Here is a 17,476-nt window from a genome sequence, read left to right as displayed (position 1 = left end):
TGCCCCCGTCCTGAACAGTTATATATTTTCAAAAAACAGGACTGATACGGCGGTTCGGGCAGTTATCTGCCTGAGACCGCCGTAAAATTTAAAAAACCACAGGAATTCACATACAAACAATAATTCCATCACATTTTCGACACAAAATCACGATATAGTTTCCATATAAGAAAAAAGAAAACAAAAACAGCTTAGAGAAGATACAGGAAGGAAAAGACATACGAGCTGTTGCGTCATATATGGAAATCGAGAAAGGAGATTGTGAGTATGTTTGATAACGAAAAAAATGGATATTGGGAAAATGGAAGCGGAGCGGGAAACCAGAGCGCAGATCAGGACGGCTATGTAAGGCCAGAGAGCCAGAGCGCAGACCAAGGCGGCTATGTAAGGCCAGAGAGCCAGAGCACAGACCAGGGCGGCTATGTACGGTCAGAAAGCCAGAGTGCAGATCAGGACGGCTATGTAAGAACAGAGAGCCAGAACACAGACCAGGGCGGCTATGTACGGTCAGAAAGTCAGAGCGCAGACCAGCAGGAGGCTTATACAAAACGGGACTACAGGAATACTTCCTATATTCCTCAGGAGAGAGAGCATCACGGAAAGAGGAAAGGTTCTATGGCTTTAAAAGTGGCTGGAGTAACTGCGGCAGCACTTTTATTCGGAACAGTAGCCGGAGGAACTATGTTTGCTGTGAATACAGTAGGCGAACTGGTAAAGGGCCGTTATACAACAGAAAGCACATCTGAGCCAGTGACTGTGGCTCAGGCAGAAACAGAAGGAAATTCTGCCTCAGGCGGGACTTCCGGAAATGGCGGAGCGCCGGTAACTCCGGCGATTCAGACGGATGTTTCCTCTATTGTAGAAAAAGCAATGCCGTCAGTAGTTGCCATTAACAACACCATGCTTCTTCAGCAGCAGACCTGGTTTGGTCCAAGCCAGACCATTGAGGTTCCAAGCAGCGGCTCTGGAATTATTGTGGGACAGAATGATGAAGAGCTTCTGATTGTTACGAATAATCATGTAGTTGAGGATTCCAAAGAGCTGACGGTTACCTTTATTGATAATGAACCAGTGACAGCAGCCATTAAGGGAACAGACTCAGATTCCGATCTGGCAGTGATTGCAGTGAAGCTCAGCGATATTCCGGCTGAGACTATGAGTCGGATTAAAGTAGCAACTATGGGTGATTCTGATGCTTTGAAAGTTGGTCAGGGCGTAATTGCCATCGGAAATGCATTGGGATACGGACAGTCTGTAACAGTGGGGTATGTCAGCGCCCTGAACCGTGAGGTTCATGCAGAGGATGACACAACCAGACATCTGCTTCAGACAGACGCTGCCATTAACCCGGGCAACAGCGGCGGCGCACTGTTAAATATGAATGGCGAGGTTATCGGCATTAACGCTGCTAAATATTCTTCTACAGAGGTAGAGGGAATGGGATACGCAATTCCTGTTTCTCAGGCGCAGGATATTATCAATGAACTGATGAACAAGAAAACCAGAGTAGCTGTAGATGAAAGAAAACAGGGATATCTGGGCATTCAGGGACAGAATATTGATGAGACGGCAGCAGCTATGTATGGTATGCCGCGGGGTATTTATGTATATAAGATTACGGAAGACAGTGCAGCATCCCGCTCAACACTGAGAGAAAAAGATATTATTACCAAGTTCGACGGTCAGACTGTTCGTACTATGGAGGATTTAAAGGAAATGCTGACCTATTATGAGGGCGGTGACACAGTAAATCTTACAGTACAGTCTCTGGAAAATGGACAGTATATGGAACGTACTGTGGAAATTACACTTGGAACAAAGCCGGCTCCGGAAACCAACTAAAAAGGAGTCAGATAGAAATTGCTGGATAGAAAACAGCAGGTGAAAGCAGATACTCAGAGTGTTTTGATACACCCTGAGTATTTGCGTACAAAGTAAAGGTTCAGGAAAGGGATTAAGAGGATGGAAGAAAAGGAACTGCGTACCGGAACAGAAGAGGGAAAGGATTCCGGGGCTGAGGAGAAAGACGGACAGGAGTATGAGAAGATCTGCTACATTTGCCGTCGGCCGGAGAGTAAGGCTGGCAGTATGATTGTGATGCCGGGCAATATGTGTCTGTGCCATGACTGTATGCAGAAAGCATTCGATTCAATTATGGGCGGAGGTATGAATATACCGGGAATGGATTTATCCAAGGTGGATTTTTCTAAAATATCGGGAATGCCCTATATGAATATGAATTTCTCTGTTCCGCCGGAGGGGGTGGATACGGAGCATGCAGGAATTGCTCCCAGACAGCAGCTGAAGAAAAAGAAGAAAAAAGAAGGGCCGGAATTTGAATTGAAGGACATTCCGGCGCCTCATGTGATCAAGCAGAGATTAGATGAATATGTGATTGGCCAGGAACGGGCAAAGAAGGTCATTTCTGTGGCAGTGTACAATCACTATAAGCGGGTATACGCGGAGGATTTGAGAAATTCTGGAAAAAATCAGGAGGCGGCACAGGAAGACGTGCGGATTGAAAAGTCCAATATTCTTATGGTAGGCCCTACTGGAAGTGGGAAGACCTATCTGGTAAAAACCCTGGCAAGGCTTTTGGATGTGCCCTTAGCCATTGCGGACGCTACCTCTCTTACAGAGTCAGGTTATATCGGAGATGATATTGAAAGCGTTGTGTCAAAGCTTCTGGCAGCAGCAGGCAATGATGTTCAGCGGGCAGAACACGGAATTATTTTTATTGATGAGATCGACAAAATTGCCAAGAAAAAAGAAACCAATACCAGAGATGTCAGCGGAGAATCGGTTCAGCAGGAACTTCTAAAACTTCTGGAGGGCAGTACAGTTGAGGTACCGGTAGGCTCCAATCAGAAAAATGCCCTGTCACCGATGGCGACGGTAAATACAGATAATATTCTGTTTATCTGCGGAGGCGCATTCCCGGATCTGGAAACAATTATCAGGGAGAGGCTGGCAAAAGCGACTTCCATGGGTTTTGGTGCTCAGCTCAAGGACAGTGTGGATGAGGCAGAAAATGTACTTCGCCAGGTAACAAGCGAAGATCTGCGGGCCTTCGGTATGATTCCAGAGTTTTTAGGACGTCTGCCTGTGGTAGTGACTCTGGATAAGCTGACAGAGGATATGCTGGTTCGGATTTTGAAGGAACCGAAGAACGCGATTTTGAAACAGTATATCCGTTTACTGGAGATGGATGAGGTGAAGCTGGTCTTTGATGATGAGGCTCTGCGGTGGATTGCAGCAGAGGCTCTGAAACGGGAAACAGGAGCCAGAGCACTGCGGGCAATTCTGGAAGAATATATGCTGGATATTATGTATGAAATTCCCAAGGATCCTAATATCGGTTCTGTAGTCATTACACGCCCCTATTTGGAAAAAAGCGGCGGCCCTATGATTCAGATGCGGGGTTAAATTATTCCCGCATCTGCAGAAAACTCTGATAGAGATTCAGCATTCCGAAGCCCCATTGTCGGTTGGGCCACGAAAAACCGGGATTTCTGTCAGCGCCGCGGATGAGAATGGCTTTCAGAGAGGTACTGGTCAGAGTTTTGTCATTTCCGCCAGTAATGCCCCAGGAGAGGAGAACAGCAGCAGCACCGGCTGTAATGGCAGCAGCAACAGAGGAACCGGTGCGCCATGTAAGAACCGGAGTTTTTGTTTCTGCTTCCTTTTCCGTTTGTATGGCAGGCCCCTGGACACGGACGCCGGGAGCGGCCAGATCAGGTTTTATTTGTCCGTCTCTGGTGTAGCCACGGCTGCTGTGAATATAAATGCTGTTATTCGAGTGATTAAAGGTACTGACTGTAGCAGGCATCAGGCCGTTTCCCGGATCTGTAATCGTTGTGTCTGGATCTGGACGGAGAAAAATCGTCTCTTCTGAGACAAAACCATGCATGGGGAGCCACATATGGAACTGACCGTGGATAGAGAGGACAGGATATACACGAATATGCCAGATTCCCTGAGCCGGCGTTTCAAACCGCATAAAAATCAGCTGACTCCCGGAGTTGGTCTCATTAGGCAGATAGGACAGGGAAATCCGGGAGGAGTCCAGGCGAAAGGGAATGACGGTGTCATTTCCCAGAACCAGAGGAATTCGTTCTACAATTTCCCCAGAGGGAGAAACAAAGCCTACTGTGTACAGCTCTGGATTTTTTGCCCACATTTCCAGGCAGAAGCCGGCGTCTCCAGATCCTACCCGAATTTCCACATCATCGAAATCCTGATTTTCGGAAATTCCTCCAAAATAGTGGTGGTGATAGCCAGCTTCATTTCCTGCGCCTGCAGACAGAAAGAACCCCTGGGTTCCAATTAGATCCTGAAGCTGGAGGGAAAGCGGAGAGGTGCCGTCATGGGCTCCCTGAGAGGTTCCTGCGCCCAGATAGATGACCAGAGGCATCTGATACTGGCTGGCCAGCCCCAGAAGATAGCTGACAGCCGCCATAATATCATTTTCCTGATAGGCCGGGATCTCCGGGCGAATCAGAAAAAAGTCCCGCAGATACTGTTTTGCGGGCTTTAATTTTACTACAGCAAGGGAAGACTCTGGAGCCGCGCCGGAAAAAGGCTCCGGAAGACTGATCTGGTTTCCGGCAGCAACGCCTGCCATAAAAGTGCCGTGGCCGTCTGTATCACGGCTTGGAACAATTTTATAAGGCTCTTCAGAGGAAAGAGCCTGGTTGATCTGTTCCTGACTGTAGACGGTTCCATATAAGGGCTGAAAGCCTGGAACTGGCTCTGGCGCTGACTCTCCAGAAACAGACTGATCCCAAATGTTATAGATACGGGTGGTGCCATCAGCTTTGCGAAACAGCGGGTTGGTATAGTCGATGCCTGTATCGATAAAGCCGATTAAAACACCGCGGCCTGCAGCATTTAAAGCAGGCTGTTCAAATACAGGAGAGATTCCGCTGACTTCCAGAGCAGTTGTGTCCTGAAGCCCGTAAAGCTTTGGAATATTTTCGTAGGAATAGCGGGAAAGGGTTAAGGGGAGAGCCTGCTCCAGAGGAAGATGAAAAATGGCAAAATCACGGCTGACGTAATTGAAACAGCGACGGTCTTTCTGATCAGGCATTTGCCAGGGAGAACGGGCAGGGTACCGGACAATAAAATCCGCGAAATCCTCTGATGCAGGAGAAAAATCACAGAGCTTCATTTTTTCACCTTAATATTCTTTGTATGTAACAGTTCGCCTTATGTGGATTCAGGCATTAAAACTCTTATGAAAGCAAACTTTCAACGAGTTTTCCTGACTGAATCCCCGCAAGGCTGAACTGTTACCTTTGTATTATTATTATGTAAGAACAGGGAGAAATGAGAATAAATTGACGGATATTTTGGAACATAGTAAAATAAAAACTATCACAGAGAACAGGGGGACATCAGCATGGTATTAGCGGCAATTATTGCGCTGCTGGCAGCAGCAGATTTAATCGTGAAGGAATGGATAGAACGGCAGAAGCCGGAGAGTTTTCCGCGGCCGGTGGCAAAAACAGGAGAGCGGCTCTGGCTGTACCGCAATCACAATGGAGGCTTTCCCTTTGGCTTTATGGAAAAGCATGGAGAGATGGTGAGAGGCGTTCCGCTGGCTGTGATTTCCTGCCTCAGCGGTTTTTTGCTCTGCTTGATGCAGAACCGGGGACATAAAGGCCAGAAGGCAGGTCTGGTTCTGGTGCTGGCAGGAGGAATCAGCAATCTCTATGATCGCTGTGTCCGCCGTTATGTGGTAGATTATGCAAATCTGCGTTTTGGATTTCTGAAAAAGGTGGTATTCAATCTGGGAGATCTGTTTGTACTGGCCGGGACGGTTCTTCTGATGATTCTCCAGCTTCCGGAGACTGGCAGAGGCAAAAAGAAAATGCCGCAAAAATCAAGACGGTGCCTTTCCTGATAAACATAAATTGTAACTGTTCAGGACGGGGCATCTTCTTGTCCGGCAAAGCCGGACAAGAAGCATCGGAGATTCCTCCGATGTGAGAGCCGGCAGGAAAACTCGCTTACAAGCAAGCTTGACACGAATTTTTCTGCCAGCTCTCCCGCTGTCCTGAATAGTTACCATAAATTTTTTGTAAAAACAAGGGAAAATTAGGGAAAACAGAAGGCTCTTTGGTTGACAGAAGATAGGAAACATTGTACAATGATAGGCAATTTACAAAAAAGGAGATTGATAGTATTTTATGTTAGACTCAGGCGACAGTGTGGGCATACGATTGGTTCTTGTGATTCTTTTGTTAAGTTTATCAGCATTTTTCTCTTCGGCAGAGACGGCGCTTACTACCGTAAGCAAGATGAGAATCCGAACTCTTGCTGAGGCAGGGGATAAGAAAGCCATTACCCTGATGAAGGTGATAGAGGACCCCGGGAAAATGCTCAGTATGATTCTGGTAGGCAACAACATTGTAAACCTTTCGGCATCGTCTATGATGACCACATTGACTATGGAGTTATTCGGCAGCAAAGCCGTCGGTGTGGCAACTGGTGTGCTGACCCTGCTGATTCTGGTGTTTGGTGAGATTACACCGAAGACCATGGCAACGCTCAATGCTGAGCGTCTTTCCCTGGCTTATGCAGGGATTGTGTACTGGCTGATGCGTCTGCTGACGCCGGTGATTTTTCTGGTAAACAAACTGTCTACGGCAGTAATGTTTCTTCTGCGGGTGGATCCGAACAAAAAGCCGGATGCCATTACAGAGGATGAGCTGCGCACCATTGTGGAGGTAAGCCACGAGGAGGGCGTGATTGAAAGCGAAGAAAAGAAGATGATCAACAATGTGTTTGATTTCGGAGACGCCGTAGCCAGAGATGTAATGGTTCCTCGAATTGACATGGTAATGGTGGACGTGAATGCCACCTATAAGGAGCTGATTGAGCTGTTCCGGAAGGAGCGTTTTACCAGAATTCCTGTTTATGAAAATTCCACGGACAACGTGATTGGTATTATTAATGTAAAGGATTTCCTCCTGTATGACAATGCGCAGAAGTTCTCTCTGCGGGATTTGTTAAGGCAGCCTCTTTATACTTATGAGTATAAAAAGACGGCAGAGCTGATGGTGGAGATGAGGAAAACCTCCAACAATATTATTATTGTTCTGGATGAATACGGCGCTACAGCAGGTCTGATTACTTTGGAGGATATGCTGGAGGAGATTGTTGGTGATATCCGGGATGAGTATGATGAGGACGAGGAGGACGAGGTAAAGGAGATTGCTCCTGACGAATATCTGGTCAGTGGTTCCGCTAAGCTGGATGATTTGAACGATCGTTTGGGCCTGGAACTGGAATCAGAGGACTACGACTCTATCGGTGGTCTTGTAATTGGTCTTCTGGAACACCTTCCGGAGGAGGGAGAGGAAGTTTCCTGTGAGAATATCCGCCTTGTGGTAGAGCATGTAGAGAAAAACAGAATTGATAAGATCCGGCTGTTTATTGAGCGGGAGGCAGAGAGTGAAGAGAAAAACAGACAGTCTGAGAGGGCTGCTGTTCATAGCATGGCAGGCGAGGCATAAAGCCCCGCCTGCTTTTGTGTCATAGGGAAAGTGTGTCCTATGACATAAAAACGTTCCGCGAGGATCGCCATAGGAAATTATGTTCTATGAGAACAAAAACGCTCTGTGGGGAAGCACGTGCGGTGAAAAAAGAGGTTTTTCCGAAAAGTGTCCACAGCCATATTCAGGTATGGAGATGTGCTAAGGACCCTGTAAAAAAGGTTTAGCTGAGGATTCCGCCAATAGCGCCTGCAGCGGTGCAAAGAAGCATCACGGTGGCTGTCCGGCTGGAAATAGGAGAAGCACCGTGACTTACTGCCTGGGAGAGAACAAAGAGTACTGCAAAATAAAGCAGTCCGCTGGAAAGTCCCCAGAAAAATCGTCGGCTTCCAGTTATTTTTCCGCATACAAAACCACCCGTCAGACAGGCAATGCCATAGACAGCGAAAACGGCCTGGTTGATTTGAGCCTCCTTTAGCTTTAATCGGTAGAGTGCGAAGGAAAGGGCTAAAAGCAGAAGGCCCGATACCATGTAGGAAACAAGAAGAGCGCGTATGAGCGCTCCTGTTTTGGAAGAATTCATGTAAGCAGCTTCCTTTTTGGGAGATTTACTTGATTTTATTCCAGGATGTCCCTGTTTATGACGGGGAAAGAAGGCACAAGGGGCTGAACGGAATTAAGATGTAAAAAAATGAAAAAGTATCTTGACAGCCATTTATAATCCGGATATAATGATATGGCGTGCAAAATCGCTTATATTTTTGCGCGTAAAAGCTGAAAGAAAAGAAACAGCAACCAACAGACAATATCACAGGAGGTGAAAAGAATGCCAACATTCAACCAGTTAGTGAGAAAGGGAAGACAGACAGCAGCAAAGAAGTCTACTGCACCGGCTCTGCAGAGAGGTTACAACTCCTTACAGAAGCGTGCTACTAACACTTCTTCTCCTCAGAAGAGAGGCGTCTGCACCGCAGTTAAGACTGCTACCCCGAAGAAGCCGAACTCTGCACTTCGTAAAATCGCCAGAGTACGTCTTTCCAACGGTATCGAGGTAACCAGCTATATTCCGGGTGAGGGTCACAACCTTCAGGAGCATAGCGTAGTTCTGATCCGCGGAGGAAGAGTAAAAGACTTACCAGGTACCAGATACCACATCATCAGAGGTACCCTGGATACCGCAGGTGTAGCAAACCGTAAGCAGGCTCGTTCCAAATACGGCGCTAAGAGACCGAAAGCAGCTAAGAAGTAATCAAAAGCTGCAAAGCTTCTGCGCAGCGTAAGCGCAGGAACGCAGGTTCCCGTTTCCGCCTTCTGGAGGAAAGTCAGGGAATGAATTGTACCACTAACGCAAGTAAAAAGTGATTGCGGAAGGCTTTTGGCGTTCCGTTATGTGCTGGAAGTTGATATTGACCTGTAGGTTGCAGGAAATATAAAATTACCGCACGAACACATTTTATGGAAACATGTGAGTACCGATGAGCTAATCAATTATTTATGATTAAGGAGGGAAGTAACGTGCCACGTAAAGGACATATTCAGAAAAGAGACGTATTGGCAGATCCTTTATACAACAACAAGGTTGTAACCAAGCTGATCAACAACATCATGCTGGATGGTAAGAAGGGTGTAGCCCAGAAGATCGTATACGGCGCATTTGCCCGTGTGGAAGAAAAGAGCGGCAAGCCGGCCCTTGAGGTCTTTGAAGAGGCTATGAACAACATTATGCCGGTTCTGGAAGTTAAGGCAAAACGTATCGGCGGCGCTACCTATCAGGTGCCGATCGAGGTTAAGCCGGAGAGAAGACAGACCCTGGCTCTGCGCTGGATCACCATGTTCTCCCGTAAGAGAGGCGAGAAGACCCAGGTTGAGAGACTGGCAAACGAGATTATGGATGCTGCAAACAATACCGGTGCATCTGTAAAGCGTAAAGAAGACATGCATAAGATGGCAGAGGCTAACAAGGCCTTCTCCCATTTTAGATTCTAATAGGAGGACAAAGCTTTGGCTGGAAGAGAATATCCGTTAGAGAGAACCAGAAATATCGGAATCATGGCTCATATCGATGCTGGTAAGACTACCACTACCGAGCGTATTCTGTATTACACTGGTGTAAACTACAAGATCGGTGATACTCATGAAGGTACCGCTACCATGGACTGGATGGCACAGGAGCAGGAGAGAGGTATTACCATTACTTCTGCAGCTACCACCTGCCACTGGACCCTGCAGGAAAACTGCAAGCCGAAAAAAGGCGCTCTGGAGCATCGTATCAACATCATCGATACTCCTGGACACGTAGACTTCACCGTAGAGGTTGAGCGTTCTCTGCGTGTACTGGACGGCGCTGTCGGTGTTTTCTGTGCTAAGGGCGGTGTAGAGCCTCAGTCTGAGAACGTATGGCGTCAGGCTGATACCTACAATGTACCCCGTATGGCATTCATCAATAAGATGGATATCCTGGGTGCAAACTTCTATGGAGCTGTAGAGCAGATTAAAACCAGACTGGGCAAGAATGCTATCTGCATTCAGCTGCCTATCGGTAAAGAAGATGAATTCAAAGGAATCATTGACCTGTTCGAGATGAAAGCTTACATCTACAACGATGATAAGGGCGACGACATCTCCATCATTGATATCCCGGAGGATATGAAGGATGACGCAGAGCTGTACCGCACTGAGCTGGTAGAGAAGATCTGCGAGCTGGATGATGACCTGATGATGCAGTACCTGGAAGGCGAGGAGCCGGCTGTTGAGGATTTAAAGAAAGTACTGCGCAAGGCAACCTGCGAGTGCGCAGCTGTTCCGGTATGCTGCGGTACTGCATACAGAAATAAAGGTGTTCAGAAGCTTCTGGATGCTATCGTAGAATTTATGCCGTCTCCGTTAGACATCCCGGCTATCAAGGGTGTTGATATGGATGGCAATGAGATCGAGAGACATTCCTCTGATGAGGAGCCTTTCTCCGCTCTGGCATTTAAGATTATGACTGACCCGTTCGTAGGTAAGCTGGCATTCTTCCGTGTGTACTCCGGTACCATGAATTCCGGTTCCTATGTTCTGAACTCTACCAAGGGTAAGAAAGAACGTGTTGGACGTATTCTGCAGATGCATGCAAACAAGAGACAGGAGCTGGAGAAGGTTTACTCCGGAGATATCGCAGCAGCTGTTGGTTTCAAGACCACCGGTACTGGCGATACCCTCTGTGACGAGCAGCATCCGGTAATCCTGGAGTCCATGGAGTTCCCGGAGCCGGTTATCGATATCGCTATCGAGCCGAAGACCAAAGCTGGTCAGGGCAAGATGGCAGAGGCACTGGCAAAACTGGCAGAGGAGGATCCGACTTTCCGTGCATCCACCAACCAGGAAACCGGCCAGACCATCATTTCCGGTATGGGCGAGCTGCATCTGGAAATTATCGTAGACCGTCTGCTGCGTGAGTTCAACGTAGAAGCAAACGTTGGTGCTCCGCAGGTAGCATACAAAGAGACCTTCACCAAGGCTGTTGATGTAGACAGCAAATATGCAAAGCAGTCCGGTGGACGTGGTCAGTATGGTCACTGTAAAGTACACTTTGAGCCCATGGATGCCAACGGCGAAGAGTTGTTCAAGTTCGAGTCTGCCGTTGTCGGCGGTGCTATTCCGAAGGAGTACATCCCGGCTGTCGGCGCTGGTATCGAAGAGGCTTCCAAGTCCGGTATCCTTGCTGGATTCCCGGTACTGGGTATCAAGGCTACTGTATACGATGGTTCCTACCACGAGGTAGACTCCAACGAAATGGCATTCAAGATTGCCGGTTCTATGGCATTCAAGGAAGCTATGCAGAAAGCAGGTCCTATTCTGCTTGAGCCGATCATGAAGGTAGAAGTAACCATGCCTGAGGACTACATGGGTGATGTTATCGGTGATATCAACTCCCGCCGTGGCCGTATCGAGGGTATGGATGATGTAGGCGGCGGTAAGATCGTAAGAGCGATGGTTCCGCTTTCCGAAATGTTCGGTTACTCCACAGACCTGCGTTCCAGAACTCAGGGTCGTGGTAACTACTCCATGTTCTTCGAGAAGTACGAGCCGGTTCCGAAGTCCGTACAGGAGAAGATCATCAGCGAGCATAAAAATTAATAGATTGTAATGCTTTGAGCAGCAGTCCGGAGGAAGCTGCAGGAAAAATATTCTTTCTCCGGCAGACTGCCGGCAGTACAAAATAGGCTTGAAAATATTGCAGAAATAGCATATAATAAAAAACAGCCTAACTATAAATTAAGCCCAAGAAGGGCCCAATTAAGGAGGACGTCATAAAATGGCAAAAGCAAAGTTTGAAAGAAACAAAGCGCATTGTAACATTGGTACCATCGGACACGTTGACCATGGTAAAACTACTCTGACCGCTGCTATCACCAAAGTTCTGTCTGAGAGAGTTGCTGGTAACACCGCTACCGATTTCGAGAATATCGATAAGGCTCCGGAAGAGAGAGAGCGTGGTATCACCATTTCTACTTCTCACGTTGAGTACGAGACCGAGCACAGACACTATGCACACGTTGACTGCCCAGGACATGCTGACTACGTTAAGAACATGATCACTGGTGCTGCTCAGATGGATGGCGCTATCCTGGTTGTAGCTGCTACCGATGGTGTTATGGCTCAGACCCGTGAGCACATCCTGCTGTCCCGTCAGGTAGGCGTACCGTACATCGTTGTATTCATGAACAAGTGCGATATGGTTGACGACGCTGAGCTGCTTGAGCTGGTTGACATGGAGATCCGTGACCTGCTGAACGAGTACGAGTTCCCGGGCGATGACACCCCGATCATTCAGGGTTCTGCTCTGAAGGCTCTGGAAGATCCGCACGGTCCGTGGGGCGACAAGGTTATGGAGCTGATGGATGCAGTTGATAGCTGGATTCCGGATCCGCAGCGTGAGACCGATAAGCCGTTCCTGATGCCTGTAGAGGACGTATTCACCATTACTGGTCGTGGTACTGTAGCTACCGGCCGTGTAGAGCGTGGTGTTCTGCATCTGAACGACGAGGTTGAGATCGTTGGTATTAAGGAAGAGACCAGAAAGACCGTTGTAACCGGTATCGAGATGTTCCGTAAGCTGCTTGACGAGGCTCAGGCTGGTGATAACATCGGTGCACTGCTTCGTGGTGTTCAGAGAACTGATATCGAGCGTGGTCAGGTTCTGTGTAAGCCGGCTTCCGTTAAGTGTCACAACAAGTTTACCGCTCAGGTATACGTTCTGACCAAAGACGAGGGTGGCCGTCATACTCCGTTCTTCAACAACTATCGTCCGCAGTTCTACTTCAGAACTACCGACGTTACTGGCGTTTGCGAGCTGCCGGCTGGCACCGAGATGTGCATGCCTGGTGATAACGTAGAGATGACCGTAGAGCTGATTCATCCGGTTGCTATGGAGCAGGGTCTGCGTTTCGCTATCCGTGAGGGTGGCCGTACCGTTGGTTCAGGCCGTGTAGTTTCTATCGTTGAATAATATCAGATAGAATATACTGAATTTTATAAAATCTAGATTTTAAAAGGGCTTTCCGCGTAAGCGGGAAGCCCTTTTTTAGGGCTCTTTGTCAAGAGTTGGGGTAAATTTATTTTTCGAGAGAGTGATGTGATGGTAAATTGTAAGGAAACTTCACAGATTTTTCAAACCACATCGGGTGAAACTGTGGTATACTTAATTACGCTGTCGGAATTCAGTCAGAATGTCTGGCAGCGTAAAAGAATTTTTCCGGAATGGAGAATCAGATAAATGAGAATACACAGATTGATGCCGGGTGTGCGGCGTTTCCTTCTGACCGTCCTTGCAGTGGGACTGCCCCTGACTTTTTCAGAGCCTGCCCATAAGTATGATTTTTCTATCCGCGTCTTTGGACCCGGCGAGGAAAATCTCTCTGTTAAGGATCCTTATGCCCGCTATCAGTGGGCACTGAAAAATGACGGAGAGCTTCAGTATGTAGAGATTAAAAACCGTTTTGAGGACAGCAATCCGGAATTGGCAGCTCATATTGATATGGCGAATAAGCTGGGACTTCCAGCCCCGGTTTCCGGACCGGACGCTTATAAGCAGGCGAAAATCACAGCGAGAAAAGGCGTTGATATTAATGTGCTTCCGGCCTGGAATCAGTATGATGCCAGTACAGAGCCCCGTCGGCCGGTAACGGTAGCTGTGATTGATACAGGAGTAGATGTAAGTCATCCGGATCTGCAGGGAAGCATCTGGGTCAATGAGGATGAGATACCGGATGATGGCATTGACAATGATCAGAATGGTTTTGTGGATGATGTAAATGGCTGGAACTTTTTTGACAACAGTAATCAGATTTACACAGGGAAAGAGGATACCCACGGAACCCATGCAGCAGGGACGATTGCAGCAACGAGAAAGGGAACGGGAATTGCCGGAATTGCGGACAATCAGTATGTAAAGCTGATGGTTTTGAAGGCTCTTGGCACAGAGTTTGGCGTAGGAGAAGAAGAGGATGTGATCAATGCCATCCGGTATGCGGAGGCTAACGGAGCAGAGATCTGCAATCTCAGCTTTGGGACAACTCATTATTATCCGGAGCTGGAAAAGGTGATGAGGGAGTCGAAGATGCTGTTTGTTGTAGCTGCCGGAAATGGTGATGAAGATGGAAATGGCATTGATATTGATGCAAATCCGGACTATCCCTCTTGCTTTGGCTTGGATAATGTGATTTCAGTTGCTAATCTGATCTTTGACGGGAATCTGGAACAAACCTCAAACTATGGGGTAAATAATGTGGATATTGCGGCTCCGGGAACTTATATTGTCAGCACAACAGCAGATAATTCCTACGGCTTTATGACAGGAACTTCCATGGCCGCTCCTATGGTAACGGGAGCAGCAGCATTTTTGTATTCCTATCGGACAGATATAGCCCTGGCAGATGTGCGCAGGATTCTGATGGAAACTGCCCGAAAGCTTCCAGGGCTGGAGGGAAAGATTCAGTGCGGCGGTGTAGTTAATGTATACAGTGCGATAAATTACGGGAAATAAGGGGTTCGTGCTTTATTGAGAGGCAGGAGAGAATCGCTGTACAGAGCTGTTCCTGAGATATGCTAAAAAGGAAAAAAGAATCTCCGGTAAATATCCGGCGCAGAGAAAGCGCAGAAATTTACCGGAGATTCTTCTTTGCGTAACTGGATTACCAGTTCTTTACAGTTTCGATTGCTGCTTTGATATCATGATACAGCTGAACCAGCTTCGGATCATCCAGAGCAACAGGAAGGAAGGGGAGTCTGGGATCTCCCATGGGACATCCATCCAGAGAAATAATTCCCTTTACTGCGCCATGCATGGATGGGAAGGAGCAGAGACGGTAAATCAAGGGTGTTACCAGGTTCTGAACCTGAGCAGCTTTTTCCCACTCTCCACGGTCAATCAGCTCATCAATTTTCATATACAGCTCTGGCATTGCACCGTAGGTTCCGCCGATTCCGGCATCAGCGCCAAGAAGTCTTCCGGCTGCATACTGCTCGTCCGGGCCGTTAAATACGATAAAATCTTTTCCGCCGGCCTGCTTGAAGCGAAGAATATCCTGAGCAGGATCAGAGGAACACTTAATGCCAGCAACCCGCGGGTTTTCCAGCATCCGGTTAAACAGATTCATAGAAAGATTGAAGCTGGTTAACTGGGGAATGTTGTAAATGAAAAATGGAAGATCTGCAGCTTCTGTGATAGCGGTCCAGTGACGGTAAACACTTTCCTCGCCCAGATGATAGTAAACGCAGGGAACTGCAGAGGTAGCAGCTGCGCCTATTTTTTCTGCATGGGCAGCCAGCTCGCAGGAATGACGGGTATCTGGGCATCCTACATGAACAATAATGTTCATATCCTGACCTACTTCATTTACAACTGTTTCGGCAACCAGCTTGCGTTCTTCGGTATCCAGCAGGAAGCCTTCACCGGTGCTTCCGCAGACATACATCTGCTTGATTCCTTTATCGCGGAAATAGCGGGATACAGCTTTTACAGCATTGACATCAACACTGCCGTCAGAGGTAAATGGTGTGTTAAGTGCAACAGTTACGTGTTTGAATTTGCTCACATCAAATTTGGACATGTTTTTCTCCACCTTTTTGATATAGTATTGGCAACAGTTCAGCCTTGCAAGGCTGAATTATTGCTAGTATTGCGGTTACGCTTTGCTTCTAGGGACATCATATCACCATTGAAAAGAGAAATCAATAAAATAAAAAAATATTTTTATATATTTGAAATTGGTTGAAAATATTTTTTTAACATGATATATTAAATCTAAGATATATTGGCAATTATTAATAGAATTTTTGAAAAAGGAGGAAGATTTTTTATGAATCAGTCAAATCAGGCAATCTTAAACCGGATCAAAGGAGGACTGGTGGTTTCCTGTCAGGCACTGAAAGAAGAGCCTCTGTACAGTTCTTATATTATGTCAAGGATGGCTTATGCAGCGATGCTGGGAGGAGCAGTCGGCATTCGGGCTAATACCATTGCAGATATTACGGAAATTAAGAAAACAGTAAGCCTTCCAATTATCGGAATTATCAAAGAAGTGTACGGAGACTGTGACGTTTATATTACACCTACCATGAAAGAAGTAGATGCGTTAGTTGAATGCGGAGTTTCTATTATTGCAGCAGATGCGACAGATTCTGATAAGCGGCCGCGCCCGGATGGAAAATCTCTGGATGAATTTTTTGGAGAAGTACGTGAAAAATATCCGGATCAGCTTTTTATGGCAGATTGTTCCAGCTATGAGGAGGGAATGCATGCCGCGGAAATAGGATTCGATCTGATTGGAACTACAATGAATGGCTATACGGCTTATACGAAGGGGACAGAGCTTCCCAATATAGAATTGATGAGACAGCTGGCAAGAGACTGTGGGAAACCGGTGATTGCAGAGGGTGGAATCTGGCTTCCAGATCAGCTGAAGGCAGCTTTGGATGCAGGTGTGCATGCAGCGGTAATCGGAGGTGCGATTACGAGACCGATGGAAATTACCAAGCGGTTTGTAGCAGCGATTCAGTAAGGAGTGAGTACCTATGGGAAAAATAGTGGCAGCACTGGATATTGGAGGGACCTCCATAAAATCCGGTCTTTGGAACGGAAGTGAGCTTCTCCGGACAGAGGAGTGGGATACCAACGCAAAAAATGGCGGTACCTATGTTATAAAGCGTGCCATAGAAATTCTGCGAAGCTATCAGCCCTTTGATGCGATTGGAATCAGTACCGCCGGTCAGGTGGATTCGTCTCGCGGATGCATTCGCTATGCGAATGAAAACATTCCCGGATATACAGGAATGGAAGTACGAAAGATTTTAGAAGAAGAGTTTCATGTTCCTGTTGCAGTGGAAAATGATGTAAATGCAGCAGCGATCGGAGAAGCAGCTTTTGGCGCAGGAAAAGAAGCAAAGGATTTTCTTTGTATTACCTATGGAACTGGAGTAGGCGGAGCGATTGTTATCAATGGAAGTGTCTACACAGGAAGTGCTTTTTCAGCTGGTGAATTTGGTGGGATTCTGGTTCATCCGGAGGCACGAACAGTGGGAAATCCGTTCAGCGGCTGTTACGAAAAGTATGCTTCAGCAACCGCATTAGTCGAAGCGGCAAAAAAATTTGATCCAGCTTTGGACAGCGGACGGAAGATATTTTCAAGATTTGAGGAGAATTCAGTCAGAGAGCTGATAGATGCCTGGATTGACGAGATTGTTTACGGACTGATAACGGTAATTCATATTTTTAACCCTTCCTGCATTGTGCTGGGCGGCGGTATTATGGCTCAGCCCTATGTAACAGAGCAGGTGGGAAAACGGATCCACAGTGAGATTATGGATAGCTTTTCCAATGTAAGAATTTGTCAGGCCCAGCTGGGAAATCAGGCAGGAATGCTTGGAGCAGCCAGTCTGGCCTGGAAGCTTTTGGATTTGGATAAGAGAGCATAGAAGCGGTGGAAGGAATGACA

The 17,476-nt window shown here is 47.2% G+C and carries 14 protein-coding genes; 11 read left to right on the top strand and 3 right to left on the bottom strand.

Annotated elements, in window-relative coordinates:
• The first annotated feature begins 267 nt into the window (after window positions 1-267).
• Together ACESON_RS04970 and clpX are read left to right on the top strand one after the other, a co-directional pair.
• Window positions 268-1,842 carry a trypsin-like peptidase domain-containing protein gene (locus ACESON_RS04970; RefSeq protein ID WP_177958191.1) on the top strand — a complete coding sequence of 525 codons (1,575 nt, stop codon included), beginning with the start codon at window positions 268-270 and terminating at the stop codon, window positions 1,840-1,842.
• A gap of 120 nt (window positions 1,843-1,962) precedes the next feature.
• The gene (gene clpX / locus ACESON_RS04965; RefSeq protein WP_177958190.1) at window positions 1,963-3,426 is read left to right on the top strand and encodes an ATP-dependent Clp protease ATP-binding subunit ClpX; all 1,464 of its coding nucleotides are present in this window, start codon (window positions 1,963-1,965) and stop codon (window positions 3,424-3,426) included.
• Window position 3,427: 1 nt separating this feature from the next.
• On the opposite strand, the gene ACESON_RS04960 is transcribed toward clpX, so the two are convergent.
• Complete coding sequence (locus tag ACESON_RS04960; protein ID WP_373108730.1) at window positions 3,428-5,170, bottom strand: S8 family peptidase; 1,743 nt, start codon at window positions 5,168-5,170, stop codon at window positions 3,428-3,430.
• Between the two features lie 231 nt (window positions 5,171-5,401).
• Between ACESON_RS04960 and ACESON_RS04955 the strand changes: the two genes are divergently transcribed.
• Both ACESON_RS04955 and ACESON_RS04950 read left to right on the top strand, forming a co-directional pair.
• A complete protein-coding gene (locus ACESON_RS04955) occupies window positions 5,402-5,905 on the top strand; it encodes a signal peptidase II (protein WP_373108728.1) in 504 nt (167 codons plus the stop codon).
• A 286-nt stretch (window positions 5,906-6,191) separates the two neighbouring features.
• Window positions 6,192-7,520, top strand: a complete 1,329-nt coding sequence (locus ACESON_RS04950; RefSeq protein WP_177958187.1) for a CNNM domain-containing protein — start codon at window positions 6,192-6,194, stop codon at window positions 7,518-7,520.
• A 202-nt stretch (window positions 7,521-7,722) separates the two neighbouring features.
• Here the strand turns inward: ACESON_RS04950 and ACESON_RS04945 are convergent, their stop codons facing one another.
• Window positions 7,723-8,082, bottom strand: coding sequence for a TIGR04086 family membrane protein (locus ACESON_RS04945; RefSeq protein ID WP_177958186.1), 360 nt, complete (start codon window positions 8,080-8,082; stop codon window positions 7,723-7,725).
• A gap of 243 nt (window positions 8,083-8,325) precedes the next feature.
• Here ACESON_RS04945 and rpsL point away from each other — a divergent pair, with 243 nt between their 5' ends.
• The 5 genes from rpsL (at window position 8,326) to ACESON_RS04920 (ending at window position 14,526) form a co-directional block, all read left to right on the top strand.
• Entirely contained in the window at window positions 8,326-8,748 is a 423-nt protein-coding gene (gene rpsL / locus ACESON_RS04940; RefSeq protein ID WP_177958185.1) for a 30S ribosomal protein S12, read from the top strand.
• Window positions 8,749-9,014: 266 nt separating this feature from the next.
• The gene (rpsG, locus tag ACESON_RS04935; protein WP_177958184.1) at window positions 9,015-9,485 is read left to right on the top strand and encodes a 30S ribosomal protein S7; all 471 of its coding nucleotides are present in this window, start codon (window positions 9,015-9,017) and stop codon (window positions 9,483-9,485) included.
• Window positions 9,486-9,500: 15 nt separating this feature from the next.
• Complete coding sequence (gene fusA, locus ACESON_RS04930; protein ID WP_177958183.1) at window positions 9,501-11,618, top strand: elongation factor G; 2,118 nt, start codon at window positions 9,501-9,503, stop codon at window positions 11,616-11,618.
• A 178-nt stretch (window positions 11,619-11,796) separates the two neighbouring features.
• Entirely contained in the window at window positions 11,797-12,990 is a 1,194-nt protein-coding gene (tuf, locus tag ACESON_RS04925; protein ID WP_177958182.1) for an elongation factor Tu, read from the top strand.
• A gap of 267 nt (window positions 12,991-13,257) precedes the next feature.
• Window positions 13,258-14,526 (top strand): S8 family peptidase, encoded by a 1,269-nt coding sequence (locus ACESON_RS04920; RefSeq protein ID WP_373108727.1) that lies wholly within the window; start codon window positions 13,258-13,260, stop codon window positions 14,524-14,526.
• A gap of 148 nt (window positions 14,527-14,674) precedes the next feature.
• On the opposite strand, the gene ACESON_RS04915 is transcribed toward ACESON_RS04920, so the two are convergent.
• Window positions 14,675-15,592: a dihydrodipicolinate synthase family protein gene (locus tag ACESON_RS04915; RefSeq protein WP_177958180.1), complete on the bottom strand. Its 918-nt coding sequence runs from the start codon at window positions 15,590-15,592 to the stop codon at window positions 14,675-14,677.
• Window positions 15,593-15,841: 249 nt separating this feature from the next.
• Here ACESON_RS04915 and ACESON_RS04910 point away from each other — a divergent pair, with 249 nt between their 5' ends.
• Window positions 15,842-16,543, top strand: a complete 702-nt coding sequence (locus tag ACESON_RS04910) for an N-acetylmannosamine-6-phosphate 2-epimerase (RefSeq protein WP_373108726.1) — start codon at window positions 15,842-15,844, stop codon at window positions 16,541-16,543.
• Window positions 16,544-16,556: 13 nt separating this feature from the next.
• Window positions 16,557-17,456, top strand: a complete 900-nt coding sequence (locus ACESON_RS04905) for an ROK family protein (protein ID WP_177958178.1) — start codon at window positions 16,557-16,559, stop codon at window positions 17,454-17,456.
• Window positions 17,457-17,476: the final 20 nt, after the last annotated feature.

It is taken from the genome of Lachnoclostridium sp. Marseille-P6806, from assembly GCF_964238185.1.
GTDB lineage: Bacteria > Bacillota > Clostridia > Lachnospirales > Lachnospiraceae > Brotaphodocola.
Note: the sequence above shows the minus strand (reverse complement) of the source record. Positions and strands in the feature narration are given on the sequence as shown.